General features: G+C 60.7%; 13 protein-coding genes and 1 pseudogene. 3 read left to right on the top strand and 11 right to left on the bottom strand.

Annotation, left to right across the window (positions count from 1 at the left end):
* Positions 1-12: 12 nt before the first annotated feature.
* The 3 genes from AAC126_RS07080 (at position 13) to AAC126_RS07070 (ending at position 4013) form a co-directional block, all read left to right on the top strand.
* Positions 13-1560, top strand: a complete 1548-nt coding sequence (locus tag AAC126_RS07080) for a hypothetical protein (protein ID WP_339851509.1) — start codon at positions 13-15, stop codon at positions 1558-1560.
* A gap of 789 nt (positions 1561-2349) precedes the next feature.
* Entirely contained in the window at positions 2350-3285 is a 936-nt protein-coding gene (locus tag AAC126_RS07075; protein ID WP_339851506.1) for a sugar phosphate isomerase/epimerase family protein, read from the top strand.
* Complete coding sequence (locus tag AAC126_RS07070; RefSeq protein ID WP_339851504.1) at positions 3282-4013, top strand: glycerophosphodiester phosphodiesterase family protein; 732 nt, start codon at positions 3282-3284, stop codon at positions 4011-4013. The genes AAC126_RS07075 and AAC126_RS07070 overlap by 4 nt, the downstream gene beginning before the upstream one ends.
* Before the next feature lie 5 nt (positions 4014-4018).
* Here AAC126_RS07070 and AAC126_RS07065 read toward each other — a convergent pair whose 3' ends face one another.
* The 11 genes and pseudogenes from AAC126_RS07065 to AAC126_RS07015 all read right to left on the bottom strand — a co-directional run.
* On the bottom strand, positions 4019-4906 hold the full coding sequence (locus AAC126_RS07065; protein WP_339851502.1) for an ABC transporter permease: 888 nt from the start codon (positions 4904-4906) through the stop codon (positions 4019-4021).
* On the bottom strand, positions 4903-5841 hold the full coding sequence (locus AAC126_RS07060) for an ABC transporter permease (protein WP_339851500.1): 939 nt from the start codon (positions 5839-5841) through the stop codon (positions 4903-4905). The genes AAC126_RS07065 and AAC126_RS07060 overlap by 4 nt, the downstream gene beginning before the upstream one ends.
* Positions 5838-6839 (bottom strand): oligopeptide/dipeptide ABC transporter ATP-binding protein, encoded by a 1002-nt coding sequence (locus tag AAC126_RS07055; protein ID WP_339851499.1) that lies wholly within the window; start codon positions 6837-6839, stop codon positions 5838-5840. Before AAC126_RS07055 ends, AAC126_RS07060 begins: the two co-directional genes overlap by 4 nt.
* Complete coding sequence (locus tag AAC126_RS07050) at positions 6836-7810, bottom strand: ABC transporter ATP-binding protein (RefSeq protein ID WP_339851496.1); 975 nt, start codon at positions 7808-7810, stop codon at positions 6836-6838. Before AAC126_RS07050 ends, AAC126_RS07055 begins: the two co-directional genes overlap by 4 nt.
* Before the next feature lie 65 nt (positions 7811-7875).
* The gene (locus AAC126_RS07045; RefSeq protein WP_339851493.1) at positions 7876-9438 is read right to left on the bottom strand and encodes an ABC transporter substrate-binding protein; all 1563 of its coding nucleotides are present in this window, start codon (positions 9436-9438) and stop codon (positions 7876-7878) included.
* A gap of 420 nt (positions 9439-9858) precedes the next feature.
* A complete protein-coding gene (locus AAC126_RS07040) occupies positions 9859-10173 on the bottom strand; it encodes an antibiotic biosynthesis monooxygenase (RefSeq protein WP_339851490.1) in 315 nt (104 codons plus the stop codon).
* Positions 10174-10226: 53 nt separating this feature from the next.
* Positions 10227-11027 carry a heme ABC transporter ATP-binding protein gene (locus tag AAC126_RS07035; RefSeq protein ID WP_339851487.1) on the bottom strand — a complete coding sequence of 267 codons (801 nt, stop codon included), beginning with the start codon at positions 11025-11027 and terminating at the stop codon, positions 10227-10229.
* Positions 11020-11950 (bottom strand): annotated as a pseudogene (locus AAC126_RS07030) (iron ABC transporter permease). The gene AAC126_RS07035 and the pseudogene AAC126_RS07030 overlap by 8 nt, the downstream one beginning before the upstream one ends.
* Before the next feature lie 123 nt (positions 11951-12073).
* Positions 12074-12922, bottom strand: a complete 849-nt coding sequence (locus AAC126_RS07025; RefSeq protein WP_339851484.1) for an ABC transporter substrate-binding protein — start codon at positions 12920-12922, stop codon at positions 12074-12076.
* Entirely contained in the window at positions 12919-13986 is a 1068-nt protein-coding gene (locus tag AAC126_RS07020; protein WP_339851482.1) for a ChuX/HutX family heme-like substrate-binding protein, read from the bottom strand. The genes AAC126_RS07025 and AAC126_RS07020 overlap by 4 nt, the downstream gene beginning before the upstream one ends.
* 35 nt (positions 13987-14021) lie before the next feature.
* On the bottom strand, positions 14022-14866 hold an 845-nt coding region (locus tag AAC126_RS07015; protein WP_339851480.1), incomplete at its 5' end, for a TonB-dependent receptor.

Here is a 14866-nt window from a genome sequence, read left to right as displayed (position 1 = left end):
GGAGCACCTCGCGTGAAACAACCCGAAGACCTTTATCGTCTGGCAACGCGGCTTCCCATGAGAACACCTCCAATTACGTCTTCGGGCCTCACGCACTTGAAGCAACAGATGGACGTGCATTTCCGAAACTCGCTCGTAACTGACTCCGGCGTCAGGGCATTTGCCGCAATTGCCGCAGAACGACTCGAAGATCCAGACCTCCCGGCGAAGGCCGAGGAAGTAATCAGCGCAGGTGACGAGTCAGTTCAGGCGCGCCTTGCCTTTCTGAGCGACAGCATTTCTCTTCTGAACATAAAGATCGACCAGCCTTTTATGGAGGACGTCTTTGCCCGGATCTGCCTCGACCTAAACGAAACCGCGGCTACGAACTTCGGGAAAATCATCGCGACAGTCAGATCCGAACCGGGCACCAAAGGCATCGTCGTGATGGTCGCGGGCACTTGCTATAACGTCATCTGGCGCGAGGCCTGGGCACTCAGACGTCGGGGATTTCGGGTTTTTCTAGTCTGCCTCGATACCATCCCCGACGACCAGATTGCGTCGTATTCGGAAGCTTTCGATCGCATATTCCATGGGTGCGACAATTACGTCGCGCTCGACCTCGTCCTCAGACACCTGGAACCAGACGTCTTTCACGTACAGTGCCGGATGTGGGAATACGTGATGGGGCGCTTCGTCCTAGAACGCAAACGCAAGGCCCGCGTGATCTGTGAATTTTATGACATTACAGGGATCGTGAGCACCAGAGAGGCCTATTATACGAACTGGCTCCCCGCAGCTGTCGATCTCGAACTAGACTGCGAACGGACCATCATTCGCGAGAGTGACGGGATCGTACACCGGTTTCCAACCGAATTGATCACCGAACATTGCGAAACCTACGGTCGCGTGCCGCCACAAGCCGAAATTCAGCAATATCCCATTGCTCCCTTACTTCAAAGCAGACCTTCAACATCTCGCGGTCCGAATGAAATTCGCTGCGTCTATATCGGCGGCATTGTTCCCCGCAACGAACGTCATCCGCCGGCTTTGTATCCCAATTGGGGCGCGGCAGAAGCATGGGAAGTCCTGCTCCGGGCAGGAATCTCAGTTTCGATCTATTACACCCCCTATGGCAAGGGAGACATACCTGGATTCAAATTCCTTGAAGACCTGCAGGAGCGCTATCCGCATTTCGAGGTTAAGCCGAGCTTGCCGACGAACGAACTGGCCGCGGGCATCGCCGGATACGATTTCGGTTTGATTATTAACAATCTAGATATGACGAACAGTATGTGTCGCCCGGAGCTTTATAAAGGCGGTGTCGGAACAAAGTTTTTTAATTATCTGGAAGCTGGGTTACCGATACTGATCAACTCCGAATACAAACACGCTTCGTCGATCATTCAAAATAATGGTATTGGGCTTACGGTTTCATCGGAGGAGCTCCAGAGCCTACCGGAGCGCTTGCGAAAGGTGGACTACGCTCAGATGCGCAATAACGTCAGTCAGTTCATTACTCAAAATTTAATGGAGCATAAAATCTCCAGCCTGATTGACCTCTACGGCTTGTCCGATTGAGCATAGACATTCGTGAAGCTCAAAGCCTCAAATACGCTTTATGAACATGACAACGGCTCGATCTTTGGCAATCCGAGCTTGTCGACGCGATTGATGGCGGTTTAGCGTGGTGCCGGTTTTTCTGTGGCGCCATCCTCTGCGATCAAGTGGGATCAACAGTGGCGGGCGGAAGGTGCGCTTGAGCCTGCGCGTCAGGGGCACTTTATTCTCAGCTTGGTGTCCGCCGACAAGGATCTCGCGCTGCATGAGCTCGCCGAGCACTTGTTTGCCAAGCGCAGGGTCCGGGGCGGTCGACCAAGGGCAAAGGGTGTCGCGCATCAATCCCGCGCGGGCACAGGAGAACACGTATATACGGTAGGTTCGCCGCAGGCACTAGATCGGACGCTTCGCGAGGTGATAATTGCTGGCATCAGAAGCATCCGAGGAATCCGCCGCATACAAACCACCTCACCGATCAGTCCCGGATCATCCGACGGAGGGCTGTTGGAAATCTAGTTGGAATAACGACCTTCCTGCTCAAGGGCAGCCAGTCTCTAAACTTCGTGATTTGGGAGGACGAGTTCGCCAGGTAGATATCCGAAAGCCCAGATCAAATGACCGCTTCGGGTCGCTGCCGGGCGAATAGGCTGTCAGGCGCGACGGGGAAGCACTCGCTCGCGGCGAGCCTCCGAAGATACAGCCAACGCCTATGGATTTATCGCGCGATGTCATCCGGAGGTCACATAACAATGTAAAGACCTAACCGGGGACGAGACTGGCTGTCTCGCTCAAGGTAATAGGGGGCTGCATATGAACAGCGAGAAACGCATTGCCGGGATCGGTGCCAGTCTCGGAGCCGTCAATGGCGAACTGGACCGGGTTCGCGCGCAGGCAGATGAGTTGCTGGCATTCGGCGTCGATGTGATGGAGCTTTATGCGTCGTCACTGGGCGTGGTCGCCAACGCCAGACTATTGCCAGCACGTACCACTGAACTCCGCACGCTTTGCGAGGAGCGGCCGTTGATGCCGACCCTGCATGCACCAATCCCGATCGACTTCATGGACCGTGACAACATCACTCTGCATCGCTCCGCCGCACGGGTTTCAGTTGATCTCGCTGCCGAGATAGGCGCGCCGATTGTCGTCATCCATGCCGGACGGGCAGATCCCACCGAGTGGGCCTCGGACCCCGACAGTCTGCTCATCTTTGAGCGCGAGGAATTATCCGCCCTCGGCGATCATGCGGCAAAATCCGGCGTCCGGATCGCCCTTGAGAACATCAGCCCGAACCTGGCTGTTATTGGCGGCAAAGCCACCAGCTACTCACTCGATCCGGCAGCACTGGCACGACAGCTCGGTGCATTGCATCACCCGTCGGTGACTGGCTGCCTCGATTACAGTCACGCCACCCAGGGCGCTGGTCTGCTTGGGCTCGACCCGATCGCCGGTGCGGCAGCGATGGCGCCCTTCACCGGTCATATTCACATCAGTGAGGCATCCGGTTTACCGACAATTCCCTCGATCACCTCTCAGCCGGACTGGATGTATTTCGGTGTGGGCGATATGCACGCGCCTTTGGGAACCGGATGCATGGACCTGACAGCGCTTGCCGACGCATCACCGGTTCTGCCGGGTACGCTCGCCGTGCTGGAGCTTCAGGGTCATGCCCGCGCGATGCTGGCCGACAGCCTCTGCCATTTGCGTGCCTTCGCCGATAGGGTCAATGCCTGCTCCGTCGCGGCATGAGTCCCGCACGCCCCTGGGTGATCGCACATCGCGGTCATTCCGCCGCAGCCGCGGAGAATAGCGTCTCAGCACTGGAGCAGGCCATCGTCGCCCGCGCCGATGCGGTGGAAGCAGACGTTCGCATCTCATCCGATGGCATCGCAGTGGTCTCGCATGATGCACATCTTTCGCGGCTCGCTGGTGATAACGGTGCCGTTGCCGACCTCCCGGCCGAAGAACTTGATGCTCGCGCCAGGCGCGCCGGGGCCGAAATTCCGCGACTTGCCACTTTGATGCGGGCAGCGCGGGGGCGCATACCACTGATGCTCGACGTGAAGGAGCGGAATCCGATCGTGCTCACACATATCGCTTCCGCTGCAGTCGAAGCCGGTTTCCCGGCATCGGCGCTCATTCTCGGCCTGCGGGATGCGGCGCTGGTCCGGCCGAGCCGAACCCAACTACCGGATGCGGATATTCTGGCCCTGCATGGAGAGAGCGATCCACTCCAGTCATTCCGCGAAGCCGGCGTTACCCTTGTCCGGCTATGGGAGGCGCAGGCCGCTCCGGTAACGGTGTCCGGTCTGCGGTCCCAGGGCTGCACAGTCTGGGCGACGACCGGTGGTCCGAAGACCGGACGCGATGTCGGGGACGCAACGCCTGAATCTCTCGGTAACCTGATCGCTGCCGGTATCGGCGGTATCCTGATAAATGATCCCGATCTCGGCCGGCATGCGGTCGACAATCCCTGACGCATTTAACGCTGGGTCGGGTCGAGGCGCGTCCGCAGCCAGTCGCCGAACAGACTCATAGACAAGGTGGTGATGAAGATCACCGCACCCGGTATCACCGCCAGCCACCATGATGTCAGCAGATAATCCCGTCCCTCGCCCAGCATTTGGCCGAGAGAAGTCAGCGGCGGCTGAATGCCGAGTCCCAGAAAGCTGAGCGAGGTTTCCAGCAGGATGGTTTGGGGAAAGTTCAGCGTAAGCTGCACAATCAACGGACCGACCACGTTCGGCAAGATATGATGGGTGTAGAGCCGCCAGGGGCGTGCGCCCAACGCCCGGACCGCCACTGCATATCCCTGCTCCCGCGCCGACAGGACAAGACCTCTGGTCAGCCGGGCATAGGTCTCCCAGCCCGCCAGCCCCATGAGCGCCAGGAACAGATAGAAATTGTTGCCAAAGAATGCCAGCACGGCGAGTGCGATGATCAGGAATGGCATCGCCGCCTGCCAATCGACCAGCATCATGACGATCTCATCGACCAGGTGGCCATAATGTGCGGCAAGGACGCCGAGAACCGTACCGAGAACCGCACCGATCAAGGTTCCCAGCAGGGCAAGCGCGAAGGAAACCTGGGTTGCCACCAGCAGGCGCGACAGCAAATCGCGGCCGAGCTTGTCGGTACCGAGCACGTGCCCTTCGATCGAGAGAGACGACCAGAACGGCGGCTTCAGCCGATAGAGCAGGTTTGTGTCCTCATAGCCGTAAGGGATCAGTACCTGGGCGAATATTGCTATCAACGCGGCCAGGACGAGGAAACCAGCAGCGAACCAGACCAGTGCCGGCATCCGCCAGAATCGTTCACCGCGCGGGCCGGAAGCCCCGGATTCCACCAGAGCATCGGTTTCGGCGCTCATCGTGATTGCCCCCCGCTACCCAGCCGGATCCGGGGGTCAAGCCAGCCATAAGCGAGATCAACCAGGAAATTGGCTGTCACCATGGTGATCGCCACCAGCACCACAATGCCCTGCACGATCGCGAGATCCCGGTCGGCAACAGAACTTGTCAGCAGACGCCCGACTCCCGGCCAGGCAAACACGTTTTCCGTCACCACGGCACCACCAATCATCCCGCCCAGGCTGAAGCCGACAATCGTCACCACAGGCACGGCCGCATTGGGAAAGGCGTGCAGCCAGACCCTACGAGACAGCGACGCACCCTCGGCTTCCGCCGTCCGGATGTAGTCCCGCGACAGCACGTCGAGCATGGCGGAGCGGGTAAAGCGGGCAATCGCACCCGCAAAGGCGGTCGCAAGTGTGAATACCGGCATAACCATATGCGCCCACGTGCCGTAGCCGGAGCTGGGCAGCATGCGCAGATTCATCGCAAACAACAGGATCAGCAGGATTCCCAGAAAGAAGTTTGGCATTGAGAACCCGAACACAGCGAAGGACATGGTCAGACGGTCGATCCAGCTGTCTCGCCAGATTGCCGCCATTACGCCAAGAGGAATACCAAGTGCGAGTGCTGTAACGAACGTTGCCAGACCCAGCTCGACAGTCTTCGGAATTCGCTGCCAGATGAGATCAAGGGCTGGCTGGCTGTTGCGGAATGAAATACCGAAGTCGCCCTGGAACGCCGCTTTGAAATAGAGCAGATACTGCTCCCAGATTGGCCGGTCGAGGCCCCAAAGGGTAAGATAATACTGTCGTATTTCCTCACCTACATCATCAGGCAAAAGTTGCTCGGTAGGGTCCCCTGTGATCCGTAATACGATGAAGACAAAGCTCACCACCAGCCAGAGGGTGAAGATCGCCCGCAGCAGCTTGATCGCGATATAGCGCAGGTTCACGTCAAATTTTCCGCATGATGGCACGCCACGAAACCGCCGCCGGGAAGTGGCCGCAGGTCCGGGCGCTCCTGCCGGCATAGATCGGTGGCGAAGGGACAGCGCGGGTTCAGCGCACAACCCTGTGGAGGAAACAGCGGGCTCGGCGGCTCGCCGTGCAGGGCGACCGGCTGCACTCGTCGGCCATGCCGCGACCGTGCCGCCGGCACCGCTCCGATCAGAGCGCGGCTATAGGGATGAGCGGGTTTTGAAAACAATGCGTCACGGCTTGCGACCTCGACGAACCGGCCGAGATACATGACCGCGACCCGGTCGGCGACGTGGCGCACCACACTGAGGTCGTGGGAGATAAACAGATAGGTCAACCCGTAGGCGCTCTGCAGGTCTTGCAACAGGTTGACGACTTGAGCCTGGACAGACACGTCGAGAGCGGCGACCGGCTCGTCGCAGACCATCAACTTCGGCTCCAGTACCAGCGCCCTCGCGATCACCGCCCGTTGTTGCTGCCCTCCGGACAGCTCGTGCGGGTATCTTCCCATCAAGTTACCGCCGAGCCCCACCGCCCCCAGCATATGACGCGCTCTCTCCAGTCGTTCCGAGGGCGCACCCATGCGGTGGATCTCAAGCCCCTCGGCCACTTGCCGGTCGATGGTCAGACGAGGATCGAGAGCTCCTCGGCTATCCTGGAAGACTAATTGCAGATCCTGGCGCCGGGCGCGCCAGCGGGCCGCATTGGCGCGCGACAGATCCTCGCCCTCGAACGCGATGACACCGGCGCTGGGCTTCAGCAGATTGAGGACCAGATTGCCAACCGTCGACTTGCCGCACCCGCTCTCCCCGACCACAGCCAGTGTTTCCCCGGCGGCAAGATCGAATGACACATCGGCCACTGCCGTCAGCATCGGTCTTGGTCCGAACAGCCGCTCACGCGGCATCGGGAACCGCTTGGCCAACCCCTGAACCTTTAGGATCGGCGCCGTCTGATGCAACGTTGCGCTCATGCTGCCACGGTATCCGTCTTTAAGACGTGATGGCAGGCAACCAGACCGTCACCTGCTGCAAGTAAGTTCGGCGGGGTGGTGCAGACCGGCGACGCCCGCGAGCAGCGCGGAGCAAAGGCACAACCCGGCGGCATCGCATGCATTGGCGGCACCGTTCCCTCGATCGGTGTCAAGCGATCGATATCGTCGTCGAGGAAAGGCAGGGAGGTCAGGAGCCCATGGGTATAGGGATGACGCGGCCGGGAAAAAAGATCTGCGGCAGGTGCCAGCTCCGCAACCCGCCCTGCATACATGACCGCCACCCGGTCGGCGACTTCTGCAACGAGGCCCAAATCGTGGGTCACGAACAGGATGCCCATGCCGATCTCCCGCTGAAGGCGAGCCAACAGATCGAGAATTTGCGCCTGAACTGTTACATCCAGTGCCGTGGTTGGCTCATCAGCGACGAGCAGGGCGGGGCCGCCGGCGATCGCCATGGCGATCATCGCGCGCTGCTGCTGTCCGCCGGAGACCTGATGGGGATAATCGGCGGCGCGACGCTTCGGCTCCGGAATACCAACCAGGTCAAGCAACTCCACCGCTCGCTTCCGTGCAACCCGGCGGCCTTCGCCGGTGCGGATCTGATAGGCCTCGGCAACCTGCCATCCGAGGGTGCGGACCGGGTTCAGGCAGGTCATCGGATTCTGGAAGATCATGCCCATACCGCGTGATCGTCTGCGCCGGTCATCCTTGTCGTCAGGGTCGATCTCGACACCCTGGAAGACCACGCTGCCGCTCTCGATCGAGACGCGACGGCCAAGCAAACCAATCACCGACAAACAGGTCAGCGTTTTGCCGCAACCGCTCTCGCCCACAAGGCCAACGGTTTCGCCTTCTTCAAGACTCAGAGAGACATTGCGCACCGGGAATACCGGTCCATCAGGAAGATCGATGCGAACCGTCAGGTCGCGGATATCAATAAGGGTACTCAATTCAGCAAAGACATCAGCCGGAGCTGCGGTGGGAAACGATTCCCGCCGCAGCGCGCAAGCCGATGTCAGTCTCCGAAGGTCAGATTGTAAGGGCGGAAGTCCATGTAGTAGAGCGCGTAGGGCTTCCAATGGACGCTCGACTTCATCGCATAGGTTTCCAGCGGATTGTAAAGCATGGTCCCCGGCGCCTCATCCATCCAGATATCGAGTGCCTCGCGATAGGCCGCTTTCCGTGCAGTCATATCGGTCTCGGACTCGATTTGGCGATGCAGCTCGTTGAAGCGAGCCGGCGCTTTCCAGGCCCGATCCGGGAACTTCTTGTTGTTCTGCACCGGGCTGAGATCACCCCATTGCGGGACAAACGAGCCCAGCGGGTCCGGCATGCGGTGGGTGTTAGACCAGGGACGGATATGCGTGCCTTCCTGGCCGGTCACCTGCGCGAAGGTTTCCACAGGCTCGACCTTCACGTTGAGGCCGACATCCTTCCACATCTGCTGCATCGCCTGAGCAGCCTCAAGGCTATTCAGATAGTAGTTCAGCGGCAGACGGTACACGATCTCCTCGCCCTTGTAGGACGATGCCTCGACCAGCGCGCGGGCCTTCTCGGGGCTGAATTCGAATCCCGGATAATCCGGCATGTACATTACGTAGGACGGCAGCTGGTGGCTGTTGGGGGTGTAGTTCTTGTCGTCCCAAAGTGCCTTGCGCAGCAGATCCCGGTCTATCGCCATGGACAGAGCTTGACGGACCTTCTTGTCCTTCATGAACGGGGCATCCTGGTAGAAAACCAGCATGTGGGTGTTATCGAGGACGATCTGCTCGACCTGAATATCATCGTAGCCCGCCAGAACCGGAACCTGGTCCGGCGGCACATTGACGATGATATCGAACTCACCGCTGACCAGACCGGCGATCCGCGCCGAGGTCTCCGGAACCACGCGATAGGTAATCGACTTGGCGGTCGGCTTACCTCCGAAATAGTCGTCATTGGCGTCCAGCTTGATGTACTCGCCATCGATGAACTCAGCCAGCTTGTACGGTCCGGTTCCGACCGGGTTGCGCTTGAAGGACTCGTTGCCCTTCAGCACATATTCGCGTGCATTGACGACCCAGCTGGCATAGCCAGCCATCCGCTGCTCAAGCATGACATCCGGTACCTTGCTGACTACGCGAACAGTGTAGCGGTCGACCTTTTCGGCATGGCTGATCGTGTCCATGAACCGCTTGCCGGTTGCGACCACCGGCTGTTCGCCGATCATCCGCCCCATCGTGAAGGTGAACACCACGTCATCGGCGGTCAATTCGTCGCCATTGTGGAACTTGACGCCCTTACGGAGCTTGAACTCAATGGTCTTGTCGTCAATCGCTGTCCAGCTCTCGGCCAGACCTGGCACCAGTTTGGAGCCACCGCCCTGACCGTCGGACAGGAAGTCACGGCGGATCAGCGAGTCGAACATCGAATAGATGAGACGGACATGGATATTCCCCATCCCGTCTGCAGGCTCAAGCGTATCGGGGATATCGTTGACGGCAACGACAAGATCGGGCCGGTCGTCTGCAATTGCGGAACCTGCCGATAGCCCAAGAGCCATCAGCCCAGCCGCAGCAAGACGGGTCAAAATTTTCATGGATCACGCTCCTGTATGACGAGAGGGCGTAAGATCCTTGGTAGGCGTTTAGTATTTATGATCGAATAAAGGTGTATTTACTGTGGTGTTGCGTCAGAGCCGCTACAGATTCATTGCGGATTAATTGCAGTGCTTCCTGTCGCCTGCAGAATTGGTTCAGAGCGATGCATCTAGTTATTTCCCGTTAATCCTAGTTCGGTATGGATATGAAAACTCGATCACGGAAGAGAAAGAAAATTGCCGCATACTGAGCACCTTCAGCTTTGTTGAATTCTCCCCTTTGTGTCTCAGCCATCCAACTCCGAAGGGTTGGGAGGCGGCATCCATTAGTTTCGCTCAGTCTGCAGCTGACAATCCCCGCTGCAGCATGGAACACCGCCCCGTCTCCCGACCCGGTGCTCCACACATCTCACATCCAGATCAAATCTTCTGAACCGTCTCGAACCCCTCGAACTGCGGATGGCCCGCATAGAGCGGTTTCCGGTCGGCGTTGCCGGCGTTGGCGTGGGCCTTGCGGAAATGCTCGGACTTGGTCCAGGCGACGAAGGCGTCGTGGTCTTTCCAGAGCGTGTGCGAGGCGTAGAGGGTGTGGTCTTCGGCTTCGGGGCCCTTGAGCAGGCGGAATTCGACGAAGCCGGGCACCTGGTCGAGCTGGGAATCCCGGGTCTTCCAGACGGTCTCGAAATCCTCTTCGGAGCCCTTGGTGACCTTGAAGCGGTTCATGGCGATATACATTCACTCTCTCCTGGTTTTTTTAAACGTATCGGGTTTCTAAAGGTCCAGTGCTTCTAAAGCTCCGGGTTGGCATGCGCGTCCGGGCTGTAGACGGGGAGGATGCGCGGCGCATGGCCGTCCTCCCGTTCGACGGCGATTTCGGTTTCATAGATGGCACTCAGCCGGTCGGCTGTGAAGACCTCGGCGCCCGTGCCCTCCGCGACCATGCGTCCGTCATGCATCAGCGCCACCCGGTCGGCGAAGGCTGCGGCGAGGTTCAGGTCGTGCAGCACCACCAGCACCCCCGCCCCCTCGCGGGCCGCCCGGCGGGCAATGCGCATGGTGGTGATCTGGTGGGCGATGTCGAGGCTCGATGTCGGCTCGTCCAGCATCAGATAGCCAGTCTCGGGGTTATCCGAGGCGGCGAGCTGCACCAGCACCCGCGCCAGATGGGCCCGGTGGCGCTGGCCGCCGGACAGGATCTGGCAATTGTCGCCGATCCGGTCGGCGAGGCCGACGGAATGCAGTTTCCTGGCGATCAGCGCGTCGGCCCGTTCCGGCGGGACGTCGCGCGGGATGGAGAGGCTCAACAGCTCGCCAACGCTGAACCCGGCGGAGAGCGATGGCGATTGCTCGAGCACCGCGCGGCGGCGTGCCAGCTCCGCCGGCGGCAGGCCGGTGATGATGGCGCCTTCGATGAAAACCTGGCCCCGCTCGGGCTGAAAGTCTCCGGCCATGGCGGCAAGCAGGGTCGACTTGCCGGCCCCGTTCGGGCCGCACAGGGCGACCAGCTCGCCCGGCCGCACCCGCAGGCTGACATCACGCAGGACGGTCGTTTTGCCGAAGCTGACGGTAATTCCCTGGGCTTCAAGCACCCCCGCCTCCCTTTCTCATCCGGCGCATCAGCAGCCAGAGGAAGAACGGGCCGCCGATCATGCTGGTCGCCAGCCCGATGGGCGGCTCGCTGGGCGGGATCGCCAGCCGGACCATCAAGTCCGCGCCGAGGATGAGGGCGCCGCCGATCAGGGCGGCTGCCGGAAGCACATGCCGATGGGCCGGGCCGACGATCAGCCGGGCCATGTGCGGCGCTACCAGACCGATGAAGCCGATCGGCCCCGCCGCCGCCGTGACGGCACCGACGGCGAGCGCGGTCAGCAGCGCGATGCTCAATATCGACCCCGGCGTGAAACGCCGCGCGCTCACCAAGCTGGAACAGGTCGAGGGTCCGCCCCATGCAGGCCAGCAACAGTCCGGACAGCACGGCGACCACCGAGGTCACCGTCACCGTCATCCAGTTGCCCGAGGCGATGGAGCCCATCGACCAGAAGGTCAGGTCCCGAAGCTGCTGATCGTTGCTGATGAAGACCATGGCGCCGATCAGCGCCCCGGCGATGGCGTTCACCGCCACCCCGGCAAGAATCAGCATGGCGATATTGGTGCCGCCGCCCCGGCTGGAGAAGGAGAAGACGAACCCGGTGACGATGATGCTGCCGATAAAGGCGCCAAGCGGCAGGGCATAGGGCCGCACGAAGGCCGGCAGGTCGCCGACGAAGAAATTGCCGAGAACGATGACACCGACGGCGCCGACCGCCGCTCCTGCGGTCACACCGATCAGGCCCGGATCGGCCAATGGGTTGCGCAGCACGCCCTGCAAGGCGCAACCGGACAGCGCGAGGCCAATGCCGACGGCAAGGCCGAGCACCATCCGGGGCATCCGGATCTGCAGCAGGATTGCCGTCGGGCCGCGCTCGCCCTCACCGATCAGGACGGAAAACAGATCGGACGGCCCGAGCCGCACCGGCCCCAGAGCGACTTCGGCAAAAGCCACAAGCACAACCAGCGCCACAAGGGCGCTGAAAAGCGGCCGGCGTCCAAGAACGCTCGCCGCCCGTCTCTGCAGGGCCGTCGTCACAGCCACCCGTCAGCCGTCCTTCTGCTGCAATGCCGTCGCCAGCTCCCGGACTGCTTGCGGCAGACGCGGGCCAAAGCTGAACAGCAAGATACCTTCCATGGCAACATAGCGCCGGTTCTTGCCGGCCGGCGTGAGCTGGAACTCCGGACGCGAGAGCATGACGTCGATATTGCCCATCCGGTTCACCGTCTGGCTCATCATCAACAACACATCCGGCGCGGCGGTGATGATCGCCTCCTGGGACATCGGTTTGTAGCCCTCGAAGCCCGAGGCCGCGTTCACGCCCCCGGCCAGCGCGATGATGGCATCCGCGGATGTCTCCGTCCCGCCGACAAGCAGCGCCCCGTCAGCCGTATTCAGAACGAAAATGACGCGCGGACGCTCCTTGTTTGCGTTCGCGATTTCGAGGGAAGCCTTCATTTCGTCCGCGAGCTTGAGCGCGAGCGCTTCCGCCTCTTCCGGCATTTCCAGAACCTTGCCGACGAAGCGGATCTTCTCCTGTACCCCGGCGACGGAATCGCCTTTCGGGGCCAGCTCGACCCGCAGACCGGCAGACCGGAGCTGCTCGAGCGCGGGGGGCGGCCCTGCATCATGCGCGGCAATCAGCAGATCGGGCTGCAGCGAGAGAATGCCCTCGGCCGCCAGTCTCCGGATATAGCCGATCTGCGCTTTTTCGGACGCATCAGCCGGGAAATTCGACGTGCTGTCGAGCCCGATCACCCGGTCTCCGGCACCCAACTGATAGATGATCTCGGTAATGTCCCCACCGGCGGAGACGATACGCTGCGGTCCAGCCGCGCGTGCGTCGCCGGATGCAAGCAGAGCGACAGTGAGCAGTATTGCCGTCAGAAATCTCATGCCGCCACTCCTTCGGCAAAGCCATTGATCAGCGAGAGCCAGGCTTCCGGCTCCTCCTCGCCTCCTCCCCGGACCGGGAAGAACTGGCAGATCACCGTGCCGTCGGCCGCGAAGCAGTCGAGCGAGGTGATGTTCAGGCCCTTTTCGGTCGAGGTCTTGCAGACCGCGTAGCAGGCGTCGATCGCCTCGTCCTTCAGATGCAGGTTGAAGCGCGGATCGAGGATGTTCAGCCACCCGCCCGCGCGCTTGATGCGCTGGATCGGGCCGGAATGAACCTGGATGCAGCCGGGGCCGCGCACGAAGCACATGATCGGCAGCCCGCTTTCGGCAACATTGTTCAGCATGTTTTCAACGGCACTGGCCGGAACGGGATTGGCGAAATCGCTCCCCGCCAGCCGCAAGGCCTGACGGCGGCCGATGCCGAGCTCGGCCAGCATGCGGGTGAACTGGTGCCCGTTACCAAGACGACTCCAGCGGGATCGCAGATCCTCGACATCGATCTGATCGTCGGGTCGTTCGGCTTTTATTTCGTCAGGTTCCTCGTACTGGAGCGGCTCCGGCGTCAGGTTCGTGAAGTCCCGCGCCAGTGCGACGAACTTGTCCATATCGGTGCCGCCAACCGCATAGATCTTGAAGGCGGCGGCGCCTGTCTTGTCGAAGAATTGCAAAGAGTGGCGTGTGAGCTTCGGTGACGGGTCGGTGACGTAGAAACCGGTCTTCCACTGCCCAAGGAACATCCTGAGGTCGATTTCCTTGCCAAAGGCCGAGCCCATATGGGTGTTGAACCGCATGTTCTCGAAAGTCCCGGTCTTCTCGTGCACGCAGTGGTCGTTGCGTGTGAGGACCATGACGTCGCCGACCTCGGGCATGCGCTCGATAAGGCCGGCGACGTCCATGCCGGAGACCGACAATCGGCGGACACTGCCATCGTGCTCCCTCGCTTCCAGAAGAGCCGCCTCGGGCACACCGAGCTGTTCGGCTGCTGCCCGGGCACGGACAAATCCTTGCTCTTCCTTCATGCGATTGAGTTCAACCAGCAGTTCTTCCGCCGATCTGGCCGTCATTGTCGTCTCCCGTTTTTATGCGCTGGAGCTCAGCCTCAGAACTGATGAACCAGCGTGACCCGGAACGTACGGCCCTTGCCGTTGTCACCGGACAGATGCTCGCGATAGGTCTTGTCGAGAATGTTCTCGATGCCGAAGCGGAATTCGGAATCCTGCAGGACGCCTTCATCCGGCTTCCAGCTGGCAAAGAGGTTGTGCACCGTATAGCCAGGCGTCGCGGCAGTGCTGCCGGAAACCTTGTCCTGGCCCGCCGCCATGACACCGCGCCAACCGAAATCGACGTTGTATTCCGGCACCCGGCCACCGACGGTCAGAACAAGTTCGTCCGCCGGGATGGAGTTGAGGTCGGTATTGTCCTCCGTATTTTCGCCCCGGAGAGCCGAATAGGCCGCGCGGGTGAAGAAGTAGGTGGACTGGTAGGACGCCTCGAATTCAACACCGACGATTTCCGCCTTGCCGACATTGTAGTAGCTGGAGCGGGTGTTCTCACGCTCGATCAAGTCCTTGACGTCGTTGCGGAAGACCGTCGCCTTCGCCGTGAAGGCATCGTTCGGCTGCGCGATATCGCGGAAGGATGCGGCCACACCTCCTTCGACGTTGAAGGACTTTTCCGGATCGAGATTGAGGTTGCCGCTGGTCGCGTCATAGACCTCGTCCAGCACCGGCATACGCTCCGTGTAGGAGACGGAACCGAAGACACCCCAGTTCTGGTTCAGCTGATAATGCGCCGCGAGCTTCGGCGAGAAGGCCGTGTTCTCGGAACCTTCGCTGACGCTTAGGTTATCGGCCGGGGTGAGCTCGGTGTAATCGACACGCATGCCCGGGATCAGGGTCAGCTTGTCCCAGAGAACGAGCTCGTTCTGGACATAGGCGCCGTACT

This window comes from uncultured Nisaea sp. (assembly GCF_963974195.1).
In the GTDB taxonomy this organism is placed as follows: Bacteria; Pseudomonadota; Alphaproteobacteria; order Thalassobaculales; family Thalassobaculaceae; genus Nisaea.
This window is presented reverse-complemented; position numbering and strand designations above follow the sequence as displayed.